Origin of the sequence: Pseudomonas sp. (genome assembly GCF_002796985.1) — a bacterium.
GTDB lineage: Bacteria > Pseudomonadota > Gammaproteobacteria > Pseudomonadales > Pseudomonadaceae > Pseudomonas.
In genome coordinates this window covers 551631-570053 of sequence record NZ_PEKX01000007.1, presented here as the reverse complement: position 1 = coordinate 570053, position 18423 = coordinate 551631, and the positions used below count along the sequence as shown (strand labels likewise).

At 65.7% G+C, this 18423-nt stretch carries 22 protein-coding genes and 1 riboswitch; of the genes, 10 read left to right on the top strand and 12 right to left on the bottom strand.

The genetic code is table 11. The features are described from left to right. Nucleotides 1-8: 8 nt before the first annotated feature. From cobD to cobO, 5 genes are all read right to left on the bottom strand, one after another. A complete protein-coding gene (gene cobD / locus CTR55_RS08200; RefSeq protein WP_296285421.1) occupies nucleotides 9-1028 on the bottom strand; it encodes a threonine-phosphate decarboxylase CobD in 1020 nt (339 codons plus the stop codon). Next, nucleotides 1028-2140: an adenosylcobinamide-phosphate synthase CbiB gene (gene cbiB, locus CTR55_RS08195; protein ID WP_296285420.1), complete on the bottom strand. Its 1113-nt coding sequence runs from the start codon at nucleotides 2138-2140 to the stop codon at nucleotides 1028-1030. Before cbiB ends, cobD begins: the two co-directional genes overlap by 1 nt. Further along, nucleotides 2137-2787: a 5,6-dimethylbenzimidazole synthase gene (gene bluB, locus CTR55_RS08190; protein ID WP_296285419.1), complete on the bottom strand. Its 651-nt coding sequence runs from the start codon at nucleotides 2785-2787 to the stop codon at nucleotides 2137-2139. Before bluB ends, cbiB begins: the two co-directional genes overlap by 4 nt. Further along, a complete protein-coding gene (locus tag CTR55_RS08185; RefSeq protein ID WP_296285418.1) occupies nucleotides 2784-4079 on the bottom strand; it encodes a cobyrinate a,c-diamide synthase in 1296 nt (431 codons plus the stop codon). The genes bluB and CTR55_RS08185 overlap by 4 nt, the downstream gene beginning before the upstream one ends. Nucleotides 4080-4341: 262 nt before the next feature. Next, nucleotides 4342-4953, bottom strand: coding sequence for a cob(I)yrinic acid a,c-diamide adenosyltransferase (cobO, locus tag CTR55_RS08180; RefSeq protein ID WP_296285417.1), 612 nt, complete (start codon nucleotides 4951-4953; stop codon nucleotides 4342-4344). A gap of 269 nt (nucleotides 4954-5222) precedes the next feature. After that, a riboswitch (cobalamin riboswitch) is annotated at nucleotides 5223-5446 on the bottom strand. Nucleotides 5447-5576: 130 nt separating this feature from the next. On the opposite strand from cobO, the gene CTR55_RS08175 reads away from it, so the two are divergent. From CTR55_RS08175 to CTR55_RS08155, 5 genes are all read left to right on the top strand, one after another. Next, entirely contained in the window at nucleotides 5577-6722 is a 1146-nt protein-coding gene (locus CTR55_RS08175; protein WP_296285416.1) for an MlaE family lipid ABC transporter permease subunit, read from the top strand. Continuing rightward, nucleotides 6719-7504, top strand: a complete 786-nt coding sequence (locus CTR55_RS08170) for an ATP-binding cassette domain-containing protein (RefSeq protein ID WP_296285415.1) — start codon at nucleotides 6719-6721, stop codon at nucleotides 7502-7504. The genes CTR55_RS08175 and CTR55_RS08170 overlap by 4 nt, the downstream gene beginning before the upstream one ends. Beyond that, nucleotides 7505-8443, top strand: coding sequence for an MlaD family protein (locus CTR55_RS08165; RefSeq protein WP_296285414.1), 939 nt, complete (start codon nucleotides 7505-7507; stop codon nucleotides 8441-8443). Next, on the top strand, nucleotides 8440-9072 hold the full coding sequence (locus tag CTR55_RS08160; RefSeq protein ID WP_296285413.1) for an ABC-type transport auxiliary lipoprotein family protein: 633 nt from the start codon (nucleotides 8440-8442) through the stop codon (nucleotides 9070-9072). The genes CTR55_RS08165 and CTR55_RS08160 overlap by 4 nt, the downstream gene beginning before the upstream one ends. Nucleotides 9073-9490: 418 nt before the next feature. After that, nucleotides 9491-9781: a LasR-specific antiactivator QslA gene (locus tag CTR55_RS08155; protein WP_296285412.1), complete on the top strand. Its 291-nt coding sequence runs from the start codon at nucleotides 9491-9493 to the stop codon at nucleotides 9779-9781. Between the two features lie 162 nt (nucleotides 9782-9943). On the opposite strand, the gene CTR55_RS08150 is transcribed toward CTR55_RS08155, so the two are convergent. From CTR55_RS08150 to CTR55_RS08140, 3 genes are all read right to left on the bottom strand, one after another. After that, entirely contained in the window at nucleotides 9944-10195 is a 252-nt protein-coding gene (locus CTR55_RS08150; protein ID WP_296285411.1) for a hypothetical protein, read from the bottom strand. A gap of 199 nt (nucleotides 10196-10394) precedes the next feature. After that, on the bottom strand, nucleotides 10395-10601 hold the full coding sequence (locus CTR55_RS08145; protein ID WP_296285410.1) for a hypothetical protein: 207 nt from the start codon (nucleotides 10599-10601) through the stop codon (nucleotides 10395-10397). 120 nt (nucleotides 10602-10721) lie between these two features. Continuing rightward, on the bottom strand, nucleotides 10722-11156 hold the full coding sequence (locus tag CTR55_RS08140; protein ID WP_296285409.1) for a hypothetical protein: 435 nt from the start codon (nucleotides 11154-11156) through the stop codon (nucleotides 10722-10724). A gap of 254 nt (nucleotides 11157-11410) precedes the next feature. Between CTR55_RS08140 and CTR55_RS08135 the strand changes: the two genes are divergently transcribed. The 5 genes from CTR55_RS08135 to CTR55_RS08115 all read left to right on the top strand — a co-directional run bounded on the left by CTR55_RS08135 (nucleotide 11411) and on the right by CTR55_RS08115 (nucleotide 15592). Next, nucleotides 11411-12412: a D-cysteine desulfhydrase gene (locus tag CTR55_RS08135; protein ID WP_296285408.1), complete on the top strand. Its 1002-nt coding sequence runs from the start codon at nucleotides 11411-11413 to the stop codon at nucleotides 12410-12412. A gap of 119 nt (nucleotides 12413-12531) precedes the next feature. After that, complete coding sequence (tcyJ, locus tag CTR55_RS08130) at nucleotides 12532-13332, top strand: cystine ABC transporter substrate-binding protein (RefSeq protein WP_296285407.1); 801 nt, start codon at nucleotides 12532-12534, stop codon at nucleotides 13330-13332. Continuing rightward, entirely contained in the window at nucleotides 13332-14003 is a 672-nt protein-coding gene (gene tcyL / locus CTR55_RS08125; RefSeq protein WP_296286487.1) for a cystine ABC transporter permease, read from the top strand. Before tcyJ ends, tcyL begins: the two co-directional genes overlap by 1 nt. Beyond that, complete coding sequence (gene tcyN, locus CTR55_RS08120) at nucleotides 14000-14767, top strand: L-cystine ABC transporter ATP-binding protein TcyN (RefSeq protein WP_296285406.1); 768 nt, start codon at nucleotides 14000-14002, stop codon at nucleotides 14765-14767. Before tcyL ends, tcyN begins: the two co-directional genes overlap by 4 nt. Before the next feature lie 126 nt (nucleotides 14768-14893). Next, complete coding sequence (locus tag CTR55_RS08115) at nucleotides 14894-15592, top strand: pirin family protein (protein ID WP_296285405.1); 699 nt, start codon at nucleotides 14894-14896, stop codon at nucleotides 15590-15592. Between the two features lie 63 nt (nucleotides 15593-15655). Here the strand turns inward: CTR55_RS08115 and CTR55_RS08110 are convergent, their stop codons facing one another. The 4 genes from CTR55_RS08110 to CTR55_RS08095 all read right to left on the bottom strand — a co-directional run bounded on the left by CTR55_RS08110 (nucleotide 15656) and on the right by CTR55_RS08095 (nucleotide 18405). Further along, nucleotides 15656-16318 (bottom strand): class I SAM-dependent methyltransferase, encoded by a 663-nt coding sequence (locus tag CTR55_RS08110; protein WP_296285404.1) that lies wholly within the window; start codon nucleotides 16316-16318, stop codon nucleotides 15656-15658. 15 nt (nucleotides 16319-16333) lie between these two features. Next, nucleotides 16334-16864: a C40 family peptidase gene (locus CTR55_RS08105; protein WP_296285403.1), complete on the bottom strand. Its 531-nt coding sequence runs from the start codon at nucleotides 16862-16864 to the stop codon at nucleotides 16334-16336. A gap of 80 nt (nucleotides 16865-16944) precedes the next feature. Further along, entirely contained in the window at nucleotides 16945-17571 is a 627-nt protein-coding gene (locus CTR55_RS08100) for a C40 family peptidase (RefSeq protein WP_296285402.1), read from the bottom strand. Between the two features lie 69 nt (nucleotides 17572-17640). Next, nucleotides 17641-18405, bottom strand: a complete 765-nt coding sequence (locus tag CTR55_RS08095) for an NAD-dependent deacylase (RefSeq protein ID WP_296285401.1) — start codon at nucleotides 18403-18405, stop codon at nucleotides 17641-17643. Between the last annotated feature and the right edge of the window lie 18 nt (nucleotides 18406-18423).

Genomic DNA, 18423 nt, shown 5'->3' with positions numbered 1-18423 from the left:
CAGCGTGCTCAACGCAGGCTCTCCATCTGGTTGAAGGTGCGCAGGCCGTGCTCCAGGCGTTCCCAGCCTTTCTCGTCCGGCGGCAGGCCGAAGCGCAGGCTGCCGGGCGTCTCGAACAGACGCACGAGAATGCCCTGGCGCGCCAGGTGGTCGCGCAGCGCTTGGGCGCGCATCGACACCACCCACTGGAACAGCGCCGTGCCGCCCTGCGGCGCGAAGCCGTGCTCACCGAGCAAACCGGCCAGGCGGCGGCTGGCGTCATGCAGGTCGCGGCGGCGCTGGATCTGTTCCTGGAACTCGCCCAGCACTGCCTGCGCCACCCAGCGCGTCGGGCCGCTCACCGCCCAGGGGCCGAGCAGTTTGGCCAGGCTTTCCAGCAGGCGCGGTTCGGCGAAGGCGAAGCCCAGGCGCGCGCCGGCGAGGCCGAAGAACTTGCCGAACGAGCGCAGCACAATCAGCCCCGGACGGCTGGCGCAGCTGGGCACCAGGCTGTGTTCGGGCGTGCAGTCCATGAAGGCTTCGTCCACCACCAGCCAGCCGCCGCGCTCCTGCAGGCGTGCGTGCCACTCCAGCAGCACGCCGGCCTCGATGCGTCGGCCGGTGGGGTTATTCGGGTTGACCACCACCAGCACGTCGAAGCGCTCCAGGTGATGAGGCACTTCCTGGTCGCTGACCTCGCGCAGGATATGCCCGGCGGCGCGCCAGGACTCGGCGTGCTCGGCATAACAGGGCGAGACCACGCCGACCTTGCCCGGCCGGCGCAATCGCGGCAGCAACTGGATCGCCGCCTGGCTGCCGGGCAGCGGCAGCAGCTTCTCGGCGCCATGCAGCTTCTCGAGGCCATAGTAGCGGCGTGCGGCGGCTTCCAGGCCGTCGCGGTCCTCGGGCAGGCGCATCCAGGTCGCCGCCGGCACGCTGGGCAAGGCCCAGGGCCAGGGCGAAATGCCGGTGGACAGGTCCAGCCATTCGGCGAGCGGAATACCGTACTGCTGCGCCGCTTTGCGCAACCGGCCGCCATGTTCGAGCATTAGAGCACTCCCAGGATGAGGATGACCGCCAGCCACAGCAGCACGCCCTGGCGCACCAGGGCCAGCGCGCGCCAGATGTCCGTGGCGGTCGGCGCCGGGCCTTCGCCCAGCTGCGGGCGTTGGTGGAGTTCGCCGTGGTAGCGGGCACAGCCGCCGAGCGACACGCCCAGCGCTCCCGCGCCGGCCGCCATCACCGGGCCGGCGTTGGGACTGTCCCATTGTGGCGCCTGTGTACGCCAGCAGCGCAGGGCGAGCCGGGTGTGACCAAGCAGCGCATAGGTGAAGGCCACCAGCCGCGCCGGAATGTAGTTAAGGACGTCGTCGATCTTCGCCGCTGCCCAGCCGAAGCGCTCGAAGCGCGCATTGCGGTAGCCCCACATGGCGTCAAGGGTGTTGCTCAGGCGATAGAGCACCACGCCCGGCGCGCCAGCCACGGCAAACCAGAACAGCGCGGCATACACCGCATCGCTGCCGTTCTCCAGCACCGACTCGGTGGCGGCGCGGGCCACGGCGGTGTCGTCCAGTTCGGCGGTTTCGCGGCTGACCATGTAGCCCACGCGCAGGCGTGCTTCGTTGAGGTCGTCGGCGCGCAGGGCCAACGCTACCGGTTCGGCGTGTTCGCCCAGGCTGCGCAGGCCCAGCGCGGCGTATAGCGCGAGTGCCTGGACGATCCAGCCAACGTAGGGCAGCAGGCTGAGCAGCAGCGCGAGCAGGGTCAGTGGGATGACCGCGATGATCCAGGCGGTGACGCCGTGGCTGCGCCAGGCGAGGCCGGGGGTGTCGCTCCCGGAAACATCGGAGTGTGAGGAAGCACCCTCTCCCCCGCCCTCTGACTGGGCGCCCCCCCCATGAAGGGAGAGGAAGCTGTCCGTGCCGGCTGACGCTAAGGTTTCAACCTGCTCCGTACGGTCCCCTCTCCCTTCGGAGCGGGGCGCGTAGCCAGGGTTAGGGAGAGGGGGCTCTTCAGCTCGGTCCGCCACCCGCGAACGATTGAACCGCCGCTCCAACCGATCCGCCAAACGCCCGAAAGCCACCAGCGGATGCCAGCGTTTCGGCTCACCCAGCAGGGTATCCAGCGCTACGCCGAGAACGCTCAGCAGGGCCAGGCTCATGGCTGTTCTCCCCAGTGGTTCTCGTACAGCAGCTCGCTGAGTGCGCGCGGTTGGCGCCAGCCTTCCAGGGCCAGCATCGGCGCCGGGTAGAACTCGCGGACCGGGCCGAGACAGATCACCGCCACGGCTTCGGCGCCCGCCGGCAAGCCCAGCAGGTCGCCCAGTGCGGCGGGGTCGAACAGCGACACCCAGCCCATGCCCAGGCCTTCGGCGCGGGAAGCCAGCCAGAGGTTCTGGATCGCGCAGGACAACGAAGCCAGGTCCATGTTCGGCAGCGTGCGGCGACCAAAGACGTGCGCCTCGCGGCCCTCCATCAGCGCCGCCACCAGCACTTCGGCGCAGTCGAGCACGCCTTCGACCTTCAGGCGCATGAACTCGTCAGAGCGCTCGCCCAACGCCTCGGCGGTGCGCACGCGCTCCTCTTCCACCAGGCGGTGGATCGACTGGCGCAGTTCCGGCGAGGTAGCGCGGATGAACCGCCACGGCTGCATCAGCCCGACGCTGGGTGCCTGGTGCGCCGCTTCGAGCAGGCGCGCGAGCAGTTCGGGCGCCACTTCGCCGCCGCTGAAATGGCGCATGTCGCGGCGCTCGGCGATGGCGCGGTAGAGCGCGGCGCGCTCCTCGGGAGTGTAAGCGTGCTCAGTCATGGTCTCAGCAGGGCTGCTGCGGCGTCCGGAGCGGACGGCAGGTAGAAGTGGATATAGGACGCGGTGAGCCGGCCACGGCGGAACACCGCTTCGGCCACCGGCTTGTCGTTGGGGCAGACGCCACGGGCCAGCGGCTCCTCGCTGCTGTCCAGCAACGAGTGGTGGAAGGTGTGCCCGCGCAGGGTGCCTTCGGGCAGCGTTACCGCTTGCAGTGCCAGGGCGGCCAGGCGCTTCTGCAGGCGTGCCTCGCCCGGCAGCAGGCCGAGCAGTGGCGCGCGTGCGCCGGCCACGTCGGTCAGCGCGTCGAGCAGATAGAGCATGCCGCCGCACTCGGCGAGGATCGGCTTGCCCATCTCGTGATGTGCATGGATGGCCTGGGCCATGGCGCGGTTCTCGGCCAGCGCCTGCAGGTGCAGTTCCGGGTAGCCGCCGGGCAGGTAGAGGCTGTCCACTTCCGGCAGCACCTGGTCACGCAGCGGCGAGAAGAACACCAGCTCGGCGCCCAACTCGCGCAGCAGGTCGAGGTTGGCCTGATAGAGGAAGGCGAAGGCGTTGTCCCGCGCCACGCCGATGCGTACGCCATCCAGGCGCGAAGTCTCGCGGCTCGACTCGGGCGCGGCAAAGCTCACCGGCAGCGGCAGTTCGGTACTGGCGCTGGCCGCCAAAGCATCAGCGGCGGCGTCCAGGCGGGCGTCGAGGTCGGCCAGTTCGTCGGCCTGCACCAGGCCGAGGTGGCGGCTGGGCAGTTCCACTTCGGTAGCGCGCGGCAAGGCGCCATACCAGCGAATCCACTCGGGCAGGCTGTCGCGCACCAGATCACGGTGGCGCTGGCTGCCAATGCGGTTGGCGAGCACACCGGAGAACGGCAGGTCCGGCTGATAAGTCGCCATGCCGACGGCCATCGCGCCGAAGGTCTGGGCCATGGACTGGCCGTTGATCACCGCCATCACTGGCACGTTGAAGCAGCGGGCCAGATCGGCCGCCGAGGGCGAACCGTCGAACAGGCCCATCACGCCTTCGATGAGGATCAGGTCGGCCTCGCCGGCCGCCTCCCAGAGCAGGCGGCGACTCTCCTCCTCGCCCACCATCCACAGGTCCAGCTGGTAGACCGGCGCAGCGCTCGCGCGGGCAAGGATCATCGGGTCGAGGAAATCCGGGCCGCACTTGAACACCCGCACCTTGCGCCCGAGGCGCGTGTGCAGGCGCGCCAGGGCGGCGGTCACGGTGGTCTTGCCCTGGCCGGAAGCGGGGGCGGCGATCAGCAGTGCGGGGCATTGGCGTGCTTCGAGCATCAGGTGCGCTCCGCAGTCATGGCGAGGAGCACCCTCTCCCGGAGGGAGAGGGGGCAGTTGGGTGCCATCTGCAGCCGTTGTGTCCGATGCGCGACAGTCGCGCCACCACTGAGCCCGCCAACAGCATCGGCTGGCGAGCGCAGATCTCCCACCACACGCCTAACGACCCCCTCTCCCACTGGGAGACGACTGCCGGGATGCAGGAGGTAGAGCGACGCAGGATGCCAAAGCCGAGGGCTGGGGTGAGGGCAAGCCACGAACATCAGAACTCCACCCCTTTCTGCGCCTTGATGCCGGCCTTGAAGGCATGTTTCACCAGGCCCATCTCGGTCACGGTGTCGGCGGCTTCGAGCATTGCCGGCTGCGCACCACGGCCGGTGGCGACCACATGCTGCATCGGCGGGCGGGCAGCAATATCGGCCAGCACGGTGTCCAGCTCCAGGTAGCCGTGCTTGAGGGCGATGTTCACCTCGTCCAGCACCACCAGGCCAACCTCCGGGTCGGCCAGCAGTTGGCGCGCCACATCCCAGGCGAACTGCGCCTTGGCGATGTCGCGCTGGCGGTCCTGGGTTTCCCAGGTGAAGCCTTCGCCCATCACATGGAAGCTGACTTCCTCGGGGAAGCGCCGGAAGAACGCCTCCTCGCCCGTGGTCGCGGCGCCCTTGATGAACTGCACCACGCCCACCTTCATGCCGTGGCCCAGCGCGCGGGCGACCATGCCGAAGGCCGAGCTGCTCTTGCCCTTGCCATTGCCGCTGTTGACCAGGAACACGCCGCGCTCACCCTGGGCCTGGGCGATCTTGTCGTCGATCACCGCCTTCTTGCGCTGCATGCGCGAGCGATGGCGCTCGTCCTTTTCCGGGGATTCAGTCATGGCAGGTTGCTCCTGAAAGGAATTGCACAGGCGTCAGGCTGCCGGCCGGATGGCAGCGAACGGGGAATGGAATGGGCAGGGTCGAACCGCTGGCGCGCGCAGGCGCCATGCGGCAAAGGTCGCCCAGCACGAGGGCTGAAGACCTGGGGAATAGGGATTTCACCTGAAGGATTCTCCGCCGCTCTCACCCGCGCGGCACTGACCAGTCGGGGCAGGCGGAGGACGGCAACGCACGGCGCAGACGGCCGGCGTCGGCAGCGCCTCCCGCGATGCCATGCGATGCAGCAGGCCGGTCTCCGGGCTTGCGAGTGACGCCGTGAGGCTGTCGATGAACCGCGCCTTCCCATGCCGAGGCACAGTGGCGGAATGCGGCTCAAAGCTCGCTTACCGTTGCGGGGGCAGCGCCGGAATGGTCGATGCGTGGATCGAGTTCACCGGCTTCCCTGTTTCACTCGCGGCTTGCGCCGAGAGCACCTGAAGCAGGCGCGCAGCTTAGTGGCAGGCGGGCTGGGGCGTCAATTGAACAGGATGTCGCCGAGGCCCGCCCTGAGCGCGGCGAAGGCTCTACAAAGCCTCACACAAGTCAAGTGGTCAGGGCGCATAACTTCGCTAGAATGCGAGTCATGACGACGACTGCCCAGCCCGGCCAGCTCCAGCTCGACACCTCCGCCAGCCCACCGCTGATGCACGTCAGCGGCGACTGGACGCTCGCGCACTTCGCCACGCTGGAAGCCCAGGTGGCCGCCCAGCGCCACGCCGACTCCCCCACCGCGCTGGACTTCGCCGGCCTTGGCGCGCTGGATACCGCCGGAGCCGCCCTGCTGGCCGAGATTATCGGCGGCGCAAGGATGAGCCAGCTGGAACAGATCGCCCGCAACCTGCCCGCCGAACGCCAGGCGCTCCTGCGCGCCGTGGGCAGCGCCATCACCCAATGCCGTCTCGACGAGAAGGCACCGCCGCCAGGCAACGCGCTGGGCGATGTGCTGGAGCGCATCGGCATCGCCACCCTGACCTTCCGCGAACACCTGGTCGGCCTGCTCGGTTTCATCGGCCTGACCCTGCAGACGCTAGTGCGCAACCTGTTCCGCCCGCGACGCTGGCGCCTCACCTCGCTGGCCGCGCACATGGAGGAAACCGGGCTGGACGCCGTCCCCATCGTCGCCCTGCTGACCTTCATGGTCGGCGCGGTGGTGGCCTTCCTCGGCGCCACCGTGCTGCAGAAGTTCGGCGCGCAGATCTACACGGTCGACCTGGTAGGCTTCTCCTTCCTGCGCGAATTCGGCGTGCTGCTCACCGCCATCCTGCTCGCCGGCCGCACCGCCAGCGCCTTCACCGCGCAGATCGGCTCGATGAAGGCCAACCAGGAAATCGACGCGATCCAGGCCCTGGGCCTCGACCCGGTGGAACTGCTGGTGCTGCCGCGCGTGCTGGCCCTGCTGCTGACCCTGCCGATGCTGACCTTCCTGGCGATGCTCTCCGGCATCTTCGGCGGCGGAGTGGTCTGCGCCCTGGCCCTGGACATCTCGCCGCGCATGTTCCTCTACATGCTGCAGAACGACATCGCCGTGCAGCACTTCCTGGTGGGCATCGTCAAAGCCCCGGTGTTCGCCTTCATCATCGCCGTGATCGGCTGCCTGGAAGGCTTCCGCGTCAGCGGCAGCGCGCAGTCGGTGGGCGAGCACACGACCTCCAGCGTGGTCCAGTCGATCTTCGTGGTGATCCTGCTGGATGCGACGTTCGCGCTGTTCTTCATGGAGATGGGCTGGTGAGCGAACCGATCATCGTCGTCCGCGACCTGGCCAACCGCTTCGGCACCCACGCCGTGCACGAGCATCTGGACCTCGACGTCATGAAGGGTGAAATCCTCGGCGTGGTCGGCGGCTCGGGCACCGGCAAGTCCGTACTGCTGCGCAGCATCATCGGCCTGCGCCAGCCCAGCGAAGGCAGCGTCCACGTGTTCGGGCAGAACCTGCCGGCATTACCGCCGCAGGAGCGCTCGAAACTGGAACGACGCTTCGGCGTGCTGTTCCAGAACGGCGCGCTGTTCTCCTCACTGACGGTGAGCGAGAACATCTGCCTGCCGCTGATCGAGCATGCCCGGCTGTCCCGCGCCGACGCGCAATTCATGGCCAAGGTGAAGATTTCCCTCGCCGGCCTGCCGCCCGATGCCGGCGGCAAATACCCGGCCGAGCTCTCCGGCGGCATGGTCAAGCGCGCCGCCCTGGCCCGCGCCCTGGCGCTGGACCCGGACATCCTGTTCCTCGACGAACCCACCGCCGGCCTCGACCCCATCGGCGCGGCGGCCTTCGACCAACTCATCCTGACCCTGCGCGACGCCTTCGGCCTCACCGTGTTCCTGGTCACCCATGACCTCGACACCCTCTACACCATCTGCGATCGCGTCGCCGTGCTCTCGCAGAAACGCGTGCTGGTGGTGGGGCCGCTGGACCAGGTCGCCCAGACCGACGACGCCTGGGTACAGGACTATTTCCACGGCCCGCGCGGCCGTGCTGCGCTGCAGGCCACCGAACACCTGCGGGAGGAAAGCTGAATGGAAACCCGTGCCCATCACGTGCTGATCGGCCTGTTCACCCTGGTCGTATCGATCGGCGCGTTGCTCTTCGCCCTGTGGCTGGCGCAGTCGAGCAACGACCAGAAGTACAAGCTCTACGACGTGATCTTCAACGAGGCGGTGACCGGCCTGTCCGAAGGCGGCACCGTGCAGTACAGCGGCATCCGCGTGGGCGACGTGGTGTCCCTGCGCCTGGACCCGAACGACCCGCGCAAGGTCCGCGCGCGCATCCGCGTCTACGACAGCACGCCAATCCGCGAAGACACGCGCGCCAAGCTCGCCCTCACCGGCGTCACCGGCCAGGCCATCATCCAGCTCTCCAGCGCCGCCCAGGACAGCCCGCCGCTGGCCAGCAAGGACGGCGAGGTGCCGGTGATCAAGACCATCCCCTCGCCCTTCGCCAAGCTGCTGGCCAACGGCGAAGACATCGCCACCAACATCAACAACCTGATCAACAACGTGAACCGCATGTTCTCCCAGGAGAACGTCGACCGCATCAGCCGCACCCTGGACCACATCGACCAGGCCACCGGCGTCGTCGCCGAGCAGCGCGGCGACATCCGCAAGACGGTGCAGGAACTGGCCGCCGCCAGTGAACAGGCGCGCCTGGCCTTCGCCAAGGCCAATGAAATGCTCGAACGCACCAACCAGACCTTGGGCAGCCGCGGCCCGCAGATGCTCGACGACACCCAGAAGACCCTCGCCGCCCTGCGCAACAGCAGCGAGCGCGTGGAAAAGCTACTCGACAGCAACTACGACTCAGTGAACGGCGGCCTCAACGGCCTGGGCGAAATCGGCCCGGCGATCCGCGAATTGCGCTCCACCCTGGAAGACCTGCGCGGCGTCACCCGCCGCCTGCGGGAAAACCCCACCGGCTACCTGCTCGGCCGCGAACGCAACAAGGAGTTCCAGCCATGACCGCCCTTCCCCGCCTGCTCGGCGTCGCCGCCCTGGTCAGTCTGCTGGGCGCCTGCTCGATCCTCCCGGAAGCGGAGAGCCCGGACTTCTACCTGCTACCGGCCACGCAACAGCCGACGCGCAGCACAGCGGTGGTGAACTGGTCGCTGCGGGTCAGCGCGCCGACCGCCAGCCTCGCGCTGGACAGCAACCGCATCGCCGTGGTCCCGCAGGGCAACCAGCTGAGCAGCTACCAGGGCTCGCGCTGGGCGAACCGCGCACCGGGGCTGCTGCGTGACCGCCTGCTCGACGCCTTCACCGCCAACGGCAGCATCCGCGCCCTGAGCAGCGACGAAAGCAGCCTGCAGGCCGACCTCGACCTGACCGGCGAACTGCGCGCCTTCCAGAGCGAGTACCAGAACGGCAAACCGGTGATCCACATCCGCTACGACGCCCGCCTGGTGCGCACCCTCGGCCTGCGCATCGTCGCCTCGCGCACCTTCGAGGTCAGCCAGCCGGTAGAGGGCAAACAGGTGCCCGAAGTGGTCAGCGCCTTCGGCAAGGCCGCCGACCAGCTTTCGGCGCAGGTGGTGGAGTGGACGTTGCAGCAAGGGAAGATGCAGAAGCTCACGCCACCGACACCACAGTAAGCACAAGGCCGGCGATTGCCGGCCTTTTTCATTGGGGCAGAGCATTCTGCTGACGCACTTCGCCCTTCATTTCTGACAGACGCCGCCGATACCTCCCCTGCGCGAGCACCTGTGCTTGCCGGTGTTGCAGGCTGCCCCTATGCTGCGCCCGTCACGGCCAAATCCGTGGCCGGGTTTGACAGCCCGTTGGAGTGGCGCGATTGCGCCAGCAGGTGCATGCGAAAAACGGCGAACGTTTTTCGTAGGCCTTGTCACGACTGTGATTTCTGATCGCAGGGTTTATGGCAGATCGCGCGGGGAGACCTCCCCGTGAGGTCTGCCGGCTCCACTTCCCGGTCTGTCAACCCCGCGTGGTCTGCCTCCATTGTTTGACAGCAATGGCGGCAGCTCCTGACCTCAACGAAGTGGAGTTACGCAAATGTCTTCAGACAACAACACCCTCGATCCCGAATCAGCCCTGCTCGACGCTCAGCCAAACGGCGATCAATCCCCCGTGTTCAAGCTTCCCGTGGACTGGCCGGAGGAGTCGCAACTCGTCATGGCCTACGGAGACGTGGTAGCCCGCGAATGGTTGTTTGCCCCAGGCGGCGAAACGCTCTGGGTCAACTTCGCCAAAGGCCGCACGCTGCAAAAGGACATGCTGAATCGGATGGCCTACGAAATCGGCTTCCTCAATCACTTGCAACGACAGTTCGAACGGCTGTCGTAAGGAGCGCGTGGCGGCTGGGGATGGCCCGAGCCGCCACTTTCAGCACGTAGGGCGCATAACCCGGAACGGGTTATCCGCCGCAACCCCTCCGGCGAATAACGCCTTAGGCGTTATTCGCCCTACAGGAAACCGTCAGAGCCCGTGCCGTTTCGCGAACCGCTGTCAGTGGCAGTGATACGGGCTTTCGCCTTCCAGCTCCTGGTCTGACTCCACATCCTTGATGGTGATGATGGCCTTCGGATAGACCGAGCAGAGGGAGTTGCGCACGGTATAGATACCGCTGCCATGGGCGAGGAATTTGCCGTTGCTCAGGGCCTTGCCGGACTCGTCATGGGCGCTGACTTCGTAGTTGCCGGTCATGGTGATGCAGCCAGCGAGCGCCAGCAGGGAAAGGACGGGAACGAGGAACTTCATGAATTCTCCTTGGACGCGAGGCGCCCCGCCTACCAAGGCGTAGGGCGGCGCGGTTGTCGATCCGTGACGTGTTCGCGGGAGCGGGAATGGCCAGCCAGCATGGCAAGGCCGATGCGGATACGACCCATGGCGGTCACCGCAGTTCAGCCAGCAGACCCGCAAGGGCGCCGGCTGAGGGAGTTTCGGACGAGAGGTCGTCTCAGCGCTTGCCCATGGAGCGACGCGAGCCGCGCGGGTGCGGTGGACGATATTCGGCCTGGTCGTGCGGCTTGCGGTGTTGATAGGCCGTTTTGGCTTGCTGCTGCGCGGCGAGCGCGGCCTTGGCGAGTTCTGCCAGGGACAGCGAAGGTTGTTCCTGGGAGGTTTCTGCGCTGTCGTCGCGCGGCGGCTGCTGAGAGGAAGTCATGGATGAACCGGATAGAAGGAGTTTGACCGGCACACATGATAGCCGAAGTGCCCTTTCCCGGCTGCTGTCCGCTCGGAGGAATCTCACGAGCGGCCTGGCATCACCTTTCAGATCGACCTGTCAGGTCGGTGGGAAGAGAGTATCCGGACGGGTGACGTACTCGGTCGCTTCCGCTTCCGTCAGTACCCAGATCTGACTGATCCGGCTATCCAGGCCCATCTTGATGCCGACGAACTTGCCGCTGATCTTCGGCAGCATGCCGTAAACCATGAAACGGTTGGTCTCATCACGGATGCGGATGGACACGGAGAGCGGATAACTGATGGTCTTTTCGTACAGCCCAAGGGTCACCACCTGGCGCAGCAAGGTCGGTTTCGGCCGTTTCAGGGTAATCACCGGAAACACGGCGCTATCGACGAAGCCGACCATCATCCCCGATGGAATCACTCGATCCGCCAGCGCCGGGCTGCTCAGCCCCAGCATCAACGCAAGTGCGCCCAGCAACTGAAGCGACCAGCGTTGCAGCGAAGCGCGTGAAAGTACTGCTGAAGTCATCGGATTTCCCGCCCTGGTTTTCCTGTTTTCGTTATCGCCCGGTTAATGATTCCGGATCTGAGCGTGGAGCGTAGCGGTTCGCCACGTCGCTGTCCGCACATTGATTCACAGCCTCTGGAGTTTCCGGCCGTGAGCTGGCGGATCGATGCGCGACATTCCAGTGCAGGCCGGCGTCACGCGTCCGCCGGCCACATTGCGGCAACCCCTCGGGCGCTCTATCGTGACGCATCCCGCCGCCGAATCGAGAACTCCTCATGAGCGCCCTGCGCGAAGCCCTCGCCCGCTTTCCCCGCCTCGACCTGGCCGGCGGCCCGACGCCTGTGGACAAGCTGGAGCGGCTGTCCGCACATCTGGGCCGCGAGCTGCATGTGAAACGCGACGACACCACGCCCTTCGCCCTGGGCGGTAACAAGGTGCGCAAGCTGGAATTCCTCGCCGCCGACGCCTTGAACGCCGGCGCCGATACCCTGGTGACCGCCGGAGCGATCCAGTCCAACCACGTGCGCCAGACTGCCGCTGTCGCGGCCCGACTCGGCCTGCGCTGCGTGGCGCTGCTGGAAAACCCTATCGGCACCGATGACCACAACTACCTGAGCAACGGCAACCGCCTGCTGCTGGACCTGTTCGGCACCGAGGTGAAACTCGTGGCCAACCTGGACACTGCTGACGAGTTGCTGGCGCAAACCGGCGGACACCTGCGCCGCGAAGGCCGCAAGCCCTACATCGTGCCCATCGGTGGCTCCAATGCATTGGGTGCCCTGGGCTATGTTCGCGCCGGGCTGGAACTGGCGGAACAGATTCGCGCCAACGGGCAGCGTTTCTCCGCCGTGGTGCTCGCCTCCGGCAGTGCCGGTACGCATGCCGGCCTCGCGGTAGCGCTGGCCGATGAGTTGCCGGAGCTGGACGTGATTGGCGTGACCGTCTCGCGCACCGATGCGGCGCAGCGACCGAAGGTGGAAGGACTGGTCCGCAGCACGCTGGAGCTGCTCGGCCACGCCGCGCCGGCAGTGCCTACAGTACAGCTGTGGGACGAGTATTTCGGCCCGCGCTACGGCGAACCCAATGCCGGCACGCTGGAAGCAGTACGCCTGCTGGCCAGCCAGGAAGGCCTGCTGCTCGACCCGGTGTACACCGGTAAGGCGATGGCCGGACTGCTCGATGGCATCCGCCGTGATCGCTTCGTGAAGCCCGGGCCTATCCTGTTCCTGCACACCGGCGGTTCGCCGGCGCTGTTCGCCTATCATTCGGCAAATTGAACAACCTAATAATCAGAACTAGGTATGTAATTTTTTATTATTTTATTGCATAACGATTCCGACCCTATAGTCGCCACGCGTTGACTAACCTGCTTAAAACACCAAAAACGGGGACCACCATGACCTTCTCCGCACTGCGACGTCATTTCCTGCTTGCCAGCCTGACCCTCACCCTCGGCGCCGGCCTGTTTGGCCAAGCCCAGGCCGCCGATGACCTGCTCGCCCAGATCAAGGAAAAAGGCCAGGTCCGCGTGGGCCTGGAAGGCACCTACCCGCCCTTCAGCTTCCAGGACGAAAACGGCAAGCTCGCCGGCTTCGAAGTGGACTTCTCCAACCTGATTGCCAAGGAGCTGGGCGCCACTGCCAAGCTGCAGCCGACCAAGTGGGACGGCATCCTCGCCGCACTGGAATCCAAGCGCCTCGACCTGGTGATCAACCAAGTGACCATCTCCGAGGAGCGTAAGAAGAAGTACGACTTCTCCGACGCCTACACCGTTTCCGGCATCCAGGCACTGGTGCGCAAGGGCGACGAAGGCAAGTACGACGCACCGGAAAAACTCGCTGGCGTGAAGGTCGGCGTGGGCCTGGGCACCAACTACGAGCAGTGGCTGCGCGAACATGTGCCGCAGGCTGATGTGCGCACCTATGAAGACGACCCGACCAAGTTCCAGGACCTGCGCAGCGGCCGCATCGACGTGATCCTGGTGGACCGCCTGGCCGCCTTCGACATGGTCAACAAGACCAACGGCGCCATGGCCCTCACCGGCGCGCCCTTCGCTCGCCAGGAAGCCGGTATCGCCCTGCGCAAGGGCAACCCGGAGCTGCTCGCGGCGCTGAACAAGGCCATCGAGAAACTGCGTGCCGATGGCACCCTGAAACAGCTCTCGGAAAAGTGGTTCAAGGCTGACGTGACCCAATGATCGACGCAAGCCTGCAGCTTGCGCTGGATTCCGCGCCCTTCCTGCTGAAGGGTGCGGTCTTCACGGTAGTCCTCAGCGTAGGCGGCATGTTCTTCGGACTGCTGCTCGGATTCGTGCTGGCGCTGATGCGCCTGTACGGTTTCACCCCCGTGCGCTGGCTCGCGCGCATCTACGTGTCGTTCTTCCGCGGCACGCCGTTGCTTGTCCAGCTGTTCATGATCTATTACGGCCTGCCCCAGGCCGGCATCGAACTCGACCCGCTGCCGGCGGCACTGATCGGCTTCTCGCTGAACATGGCGGCATACGTCTGCGAAATCCTCCGCGCCGCCATCGGCTCCATCGACAAGGGCCAGTGGGAAGCCGCCGCCAGCATCGGCATGACCCGCGCCGAGACCTTGCGCCGGGTGATCCTGCCGCAGGCCGCGCGCACCGCCCTCCCACCGCTGGGCAACAGCTTCATTTCGCTGGTCAAGGACACCGCCCTGGCCGCCACCATCCAGGTCCCGGAACTGTTCCGCCAGGCCCAGTTGATCACCGCGCGCACCTTCGAGGTCTTCACCATGTACCTCGCCGCCGCGCTCATCTACTGGATCCTCGCGAGCATCCTGTCGCACCTGCAGAACCGCCTGGAAGACCGGGTCAACCGCCATGACCAGGAGCACGACGCATGATCGAAGTCCGCCAGCTGACCAAGCAGTTCCGCGGCCAGGAGGTGCTCAAGGGCATCGACCTGACCGTCGAGGCCGGCGAAGTGGTCGCGATCATCGGCCCCAGCGGCTCGGGCAAGACCACCCTGCTGCGCTGCCTGAACCTGCTGGAAACGCCCAACGGCGGGACTATTCAGGTCGGCGACATCCTCATCGACGCCTCCCGGCCGCTGAGCAGCCAGCAGGGGTTGATCCGCAAGCTGCGCCAGCATGTGGGCTTCGTCTTCCAGAACTTCAACCTGTTCCCCCACCGCACCGCGCTGGAGAACGTGGTGGAAGGCCCGATCATCGTGAAGAAGGAACCCCGCGCCCAGGCCATCGAGCGCGCCCGCCAGTTGCTGGCGAAGGTCGGGTTGTCCGGCAAGGAGGATTCCTACCCCAAGCGCCTCTCCGGCGGCCAGCAACAGCGTGTCGCCATCGCCCGCGCCCTGGCCATGCAGCCGGACGTGATCCTGTTCGACGAGCCCACCTCGGCGCTGGACCCTGAACTGGTTGGGGAGGTCCTGACGACTATCCGCAGCCTGGCCCAGGAAAAACGCACCATGGTCATCGTCACCCACGAGATGAGCTTCGCCCGCGACGTGGCGAACCGGGCGATCTTCATCGACAAGGGGGTGATCGTCGAACAGGGCGACGCCAAGGCGCTGTTCGCCCACCCGAAAGAGGAGCGCACCCGCCAGTTCCTCAGCAAATTCCTCGATCAGGGCGAAAAGCGCGTGGCAGAATAGAATCGACTTATTCGATCAATATCTGCCGATATTTGCGCTTTTTTATCGATCAACTGCGAGAGAACATAGTCCCATGAACCGCGCGGACTGGCTCAGATGCCAGCCGCGCCCCACGAGGACTCAGTCATGATCGAACGCAGACCCTTCCAGCAACTCGGCGGCGCCAACCACGGCTGGCTCAACGCCAAGCACCACTTCTCCTTCGCCGAGTACTACGACCCCGAGCGCATGGACTGGGGCAACCTGCGCGTCTGGAACGATGACGAAATCGCCGCCGGCACCGGCTTCCCGCCGCACCCGCACCGCGAGATGGAAATCATCACCTACGTCCGTCAGGGCGCGATCACCCACCAGGACAGCCTGGGCAACAAGGGCCGTACCGAAGCGGGCGACGTGCAGGTGATGAGCGCAGGCTCGGGCATCGTGCACTCGGAGTACAACCTGGAGAAGGATGTCACCAAGATCTTCCAGATCTGGATCATCCCCTCGGTACGCGGCGGCACTCCGTCCTGGGGCGCCAAACCCTTCCCGAAGGGCGACCGCGCCGGGCGCTTCGTGACCCTGGCCAGCGGCCATGAAGAGGATGCCGATGCCCTGCGCATTCGCGCCGAAGGTCGCCTGGTCGCCGCCACCCTGAAGGCCGGGCAGACCGCCGAGTATGAACTGGGCAACGGTCGCCGCGCCTACCTGGTGCCGGCGGCGGGCAAGGTCGAGGTCAATGGCGTCGAACTGCTGGCCCGCGACGGCGCCGCCATCGCCGACGAGGCGGTGGTGAAGGTCACCGCGCTGGAAGACAGCGAAGTGATTCTGGTGGATGTCGCCTGATCCAGGCGGTAGTAACGACAAAGGCACGCCGGTTGGCGTGCCTTTTTTCTGTCCGATCCACCATCAACGCTTGCGGCAGAGACTCATGCCATCACCAATCGGCACCAGCGAATAATCCACCCGCGCATCGGCCTTCAGCGCCAGGTTGAGCTGCTGGATGGCACGCGTGTCCGCGCTTTCCGGGTTCGCTTCCAGCACTCGACCGCTCCACAGCACGTTATCGAAGACCACCAGGCCGCCTACCCGCAGCAGGGTCAGGGCGTGTTCCAGGTAGAGGGGGTAGTTGGCCTTGTCGGCATCGATGAAGACCAGGTCGAAGGCACCCTGCTGGTTACCTGTCTCCAGCGCTTTCAGCGTATCCAGTGCAGGCCCGAGGCGCAGTTCGATGCGCGAGTCGACACCTGCGTCCTGCCAGTAACGGCGCGCGATATCGTTGTATTCGCCGGGAAGATCGCAACAAAGGACAAGGCCGCCCTCTGGCAAAGCCTCGGCCATGCACAGGGCGCTGTAACCGGTGAAGGTGCCGATTTCGAGGATGCGCTTCGTGCCCGTCAGCTTGACCAGCAACGCGAGGAACTGCCCCTGTTCCGGGGCGACCTGCCAGCGGGACATGGGCAGCTTGGCAGTTTCGGCGCGCAGGCGTGCCTTGACGGGGGAATCACGCAGGGAAACGTCGAGAAGGTACTGGTAGAGCGAGTCGTCCAGGTTCAGTGTGCGGGTGGTCATGGGCCCTCCTGAGAATCAGGGATGGAGGGCGAGACTCTGCACGGCGAGGACGCGCTTGGCTTCCAGGAAGGCTTTCTGCCAATAGGCGCTGTCGAGGCTGTCCAGGCGTACGGTCCCGCCCGTTCTGGGCGCGTGAACGAAGCGCCCTTCCCCAACATAGATACCCGCATGGCTGACTCCACGTCCACCGCTGGTAGCGAAGAACACCAGGTCACCGCTCTGCAGGGACTCGCGGCCAACGGTGGGCGCGCGCAGGGTGATCATCTCGCGAGTGGAGCGCGGCAGCATCAGGCCAGTGGCATCGCGGTAGACATAGCCAATCAGGCCGCTGCAATCGAAACCGCCATCGGGCGTATTGCCGCCCCAGCGATAAGGCGTACCGACCAGGCCAATGGCACGGATCAGGACGTCGTCAGCAGCTTGCATGTTGTAGACGGGAGCTGAGCGCGTATTCACCACCGGAGGCGGCGACGGCGGAGTGCGACTGGCGCAGGCGGCCAGCGAGGCGAGAACAGCGAGGAGAATGATGCGCTGAAAAGCGAGCATGAGATGGCATCCCGTCAAGGAGTGCCATCACTTTGTACCAACAATGACTTGAGCGCAATACTTAAAGTAAAACTTTAAGTTTAGCGGGTCACCGTCTTCGGCTCGTAGCCCGGCTCGAGCACACGCTTGGCTTCCATGAAGCTCAGGCGCCAGTAGCTCTCGTCCAGACGATCCACCCGAACACCACCACCACGGCGGCTGGCAGAGTGAATGAACTGTCCGTCACCGATATAGATGCCGGCGTGGCTGACCCGACCGCGACCACGGTTGTTGAAGAAGATCAGGTCGCCCGGCTGCAGGTCTTCTTTCGAGACCAGCGGGACGTCCATGTTGATCATCTCTCGCGTGGAGCGCGGCAGGCTGATGCCCGCCTCTTCGCGGAACAGATAGCCCACGAAGCCGCTGCAATCGAAACCGGTCCGCTCCGATTTCCCACCAAAGCGGTACGGAGTACCGATCAGCGAAAATGCGCGGTCCAGAATGTCGGATACATGGGCAGTCGAACTGCCGTTCTCGTTTTTGGCCCCCTCGTCCTGCGACTCATTCACCAGCGCTATGTTGTGCTGGTTGACCTGGAACGCTGCTCGAGTAGCAGGCACTGAAGCGACCTGGTTCGGCTGCGATTCCGGCGAATGGCTGGCGCAAGCTGCCAGCAGCAGAACGAAACTCATGGGCACGAGGGGTGCTAAGCGTTTAAGCATGGGCACGACCGTGTCTCATTAGCTCCATTTATTAGCGGGCTAATTTGCCCGCTCAATGGGGGTAATGCAAGTTTTTTATAGCGGAATGTGACTCAGCAAGCGCGGCATAATGTCTAAGGCTCGACCCACCATTCTTTCTTCGACCACCGAACTCAGGTCGGTCAGCCGCGGATTCACCTCCGCAGTGAAGCCTCCCGCGTCCCGCGTGCGCAGCACCGGCTCGATGATGTAGGGGAAGCTCGCCGTGGTTCCCACCAGCAGAACGGCGTCGAATCCCTTGCGCAATTGCGCATAGAGCATGTCGATCGCGGCCTCCGGCAACATCTCCTCGAAAAGCACTACCGGCGGGCGCAACACGCCGGCGCAGCGCGCGCATTTGGGCGGCAGCGGGCCTTCCAGATACCCTGCCAGCTCGGCGCTTTCCTGCCCGCACGATTGGCAATACAGCGGCTCCAGTTGGCCATGGATCTCGATCAGCCGTTCCGGCGGCGAACCGGCACGGCGATGAAAGCCATCGATGTTCTGCGTCAGCACCCAACACTCCGGCTTGAGCCGTTGCAGCTCCGCGATGGCTTCGTGGCCGGCGTTGGGTTGCGCATTCAGGCAGGCCTTGCCCAGCTCCGCCAGGTACTTCCAGCACAGCGCCGGGTCCTTCTGCAGCATCGGGCCGGAAATCGCCACCTCGATGGGGATCCCTTCCGCCGTCCGGCCGTTGTATAGCCCGCCCAGGCCGCGATAGGTCGGCATGCCGGAATCGGCGGAAAGGCCGGCGCCGGTAATCACCAGGATGCGTTCAGCGCGGGCCAGTGCCGCACCCGTGCGGTCGATCGCCGAATCCATGCGCCCCTCCTCCGCGGC

Excerpts from the sequence above, each read along its gene's own strand:
- cobD (WP_296285421.1), bottom strand. The coding sequence starts at position 1,028 with ATGCTCGAACATGGCGGCCGGTTGCGCAAAGCGGCGCAGCAGTACGGT.
- cbiB (WP_296285420.1), bottom strand. The coding sequence starts at position 2,140 with ATGAGCCTGGCCCTGCTGAGCGTTCTCGGCGTAGCGCTGGATACCCTG.
- bluB (WP_296285419.1), bottom strand. The coding sequence starts at position 2,787 with ATGACTGAGCACGCTTACACTCCCGAGGAGCGCGCCGCGCTCTACCGC.
- CTR55_RS08185 (WP_296285418.1), bottom strand. The coding sequence starts at position 4,079 with ATGCTCGAAGCACGCCAATGCCCCGCACTGCTGATCGCCGCCCCCGCT.
- cobO (WP_296285417.1), bottom strand. The coding sequence starts at position 4,953 with ATGACTGAATCCCCGGAAAAGGACGAGCGCCATCGCTCGCGCATGCAG.
- CTR55_RS08175 (WP_296285416.1), top strand. The coding sequence starts at position 5,577 with ATGACGACGACTGCCCAGCCCGGCCAGCTCCAGCTCGACACCTCCGCC.
- CTR55_RS08165 (WP_296285414.1), top strand. The coding sequence starts at position 7,505 with ATGGAAACCCGTGCCCATCACGTGCTGATCGGCCTGTTCACCCTGGTC.
- CTR55_RS08160 (WP_296285413.1), top strand. The coding sequence starts at position 8,440 with ATGACCGCCCTTCCCCGCCTGCTCGGCGTCGCCGCCCTGGTCAGTCTG.
- CTR55_RS08155 (WP_296285412.1), top strand. The coding sequence starts at position 9,491 with ATGTCTTCAGACAACAACACCCTCGATCCCGAATCAGCCCTGCTCGAC.
- CTR55_RS08150 (WP_296285411.1), bottom strand. The coding sequence starts at position 10,195 with ATGAAGTTCCTCGTTCCCGTCCTTTCCCTGCTGGCGCTCGCTGGCTGC.
- CTR55_RS08145 (WP_296285410.1), bottom strand. The coding sequence starts at position 10,601 with ATGACTTCCTCTCAGCAGCCGCCGCGCGACGACAGCGCAGAAACCTCC.
- CTR55_RS08140 (WP_296285409.1), bottom strand. The coding sequence starts at position 11,156 with ATGACTTCAGCAGTACTTTCACGCGCTTCGCTGCAACGCTGGTCGCTT.
- CTR55_RS08135 (WP_296285408.1), top strand. The coding sequence starts at position 11,411 with ATGAGCGCCCTGCGCGAAGCCCTCGCCCGCTTTCCCCGCCTCGACCTG.
- tcyJ (WP_296285407.1), top strand. The coding sequence starts at position 12,532 with ATGACCTTCTCCGCACTGCGACGTCATTTCCTGCTTGCCAGCCTGACC.
- tcyN (WP_296285406.1), top strand. The coding sequence starts at position 14,000 with ATGATCGAAGTCCGCCAGCTGACCAAGCAGTTCCGCGGCCAGGAGGTG.
- CTR55_RS08115 (WP_296285405.1), top strand. The coding sequence starts at position 14,894 with ATGATCGAACGCAGACCCTTCCAGCAACTCGGCGGCGCCAACCACGGC.
- CTR55_RS08110 (WP_296285404.1), bottom strand. The coding sequence starts at position 16,318 with ATGACCACCCGCACACTGAACCTGGACGACTCGCTCTACCAGTACCTT.
- CTR55_RS08105 (WP_296285403.1), bottom strand. The coding sequence starts at position 16,864 with ATGCTCGCTTTTCAGCGCATCATTCTCCTCGCTGTTCTCGCCTCGCTG.
- CTR55_RS08095 (WP_296285401.1), bottom strand. The coding sequence starts at position 18,405 with ATGGATTCGGCGATCGACCGCACGGGTGCGGCACTGGCCCGCGCTGAA.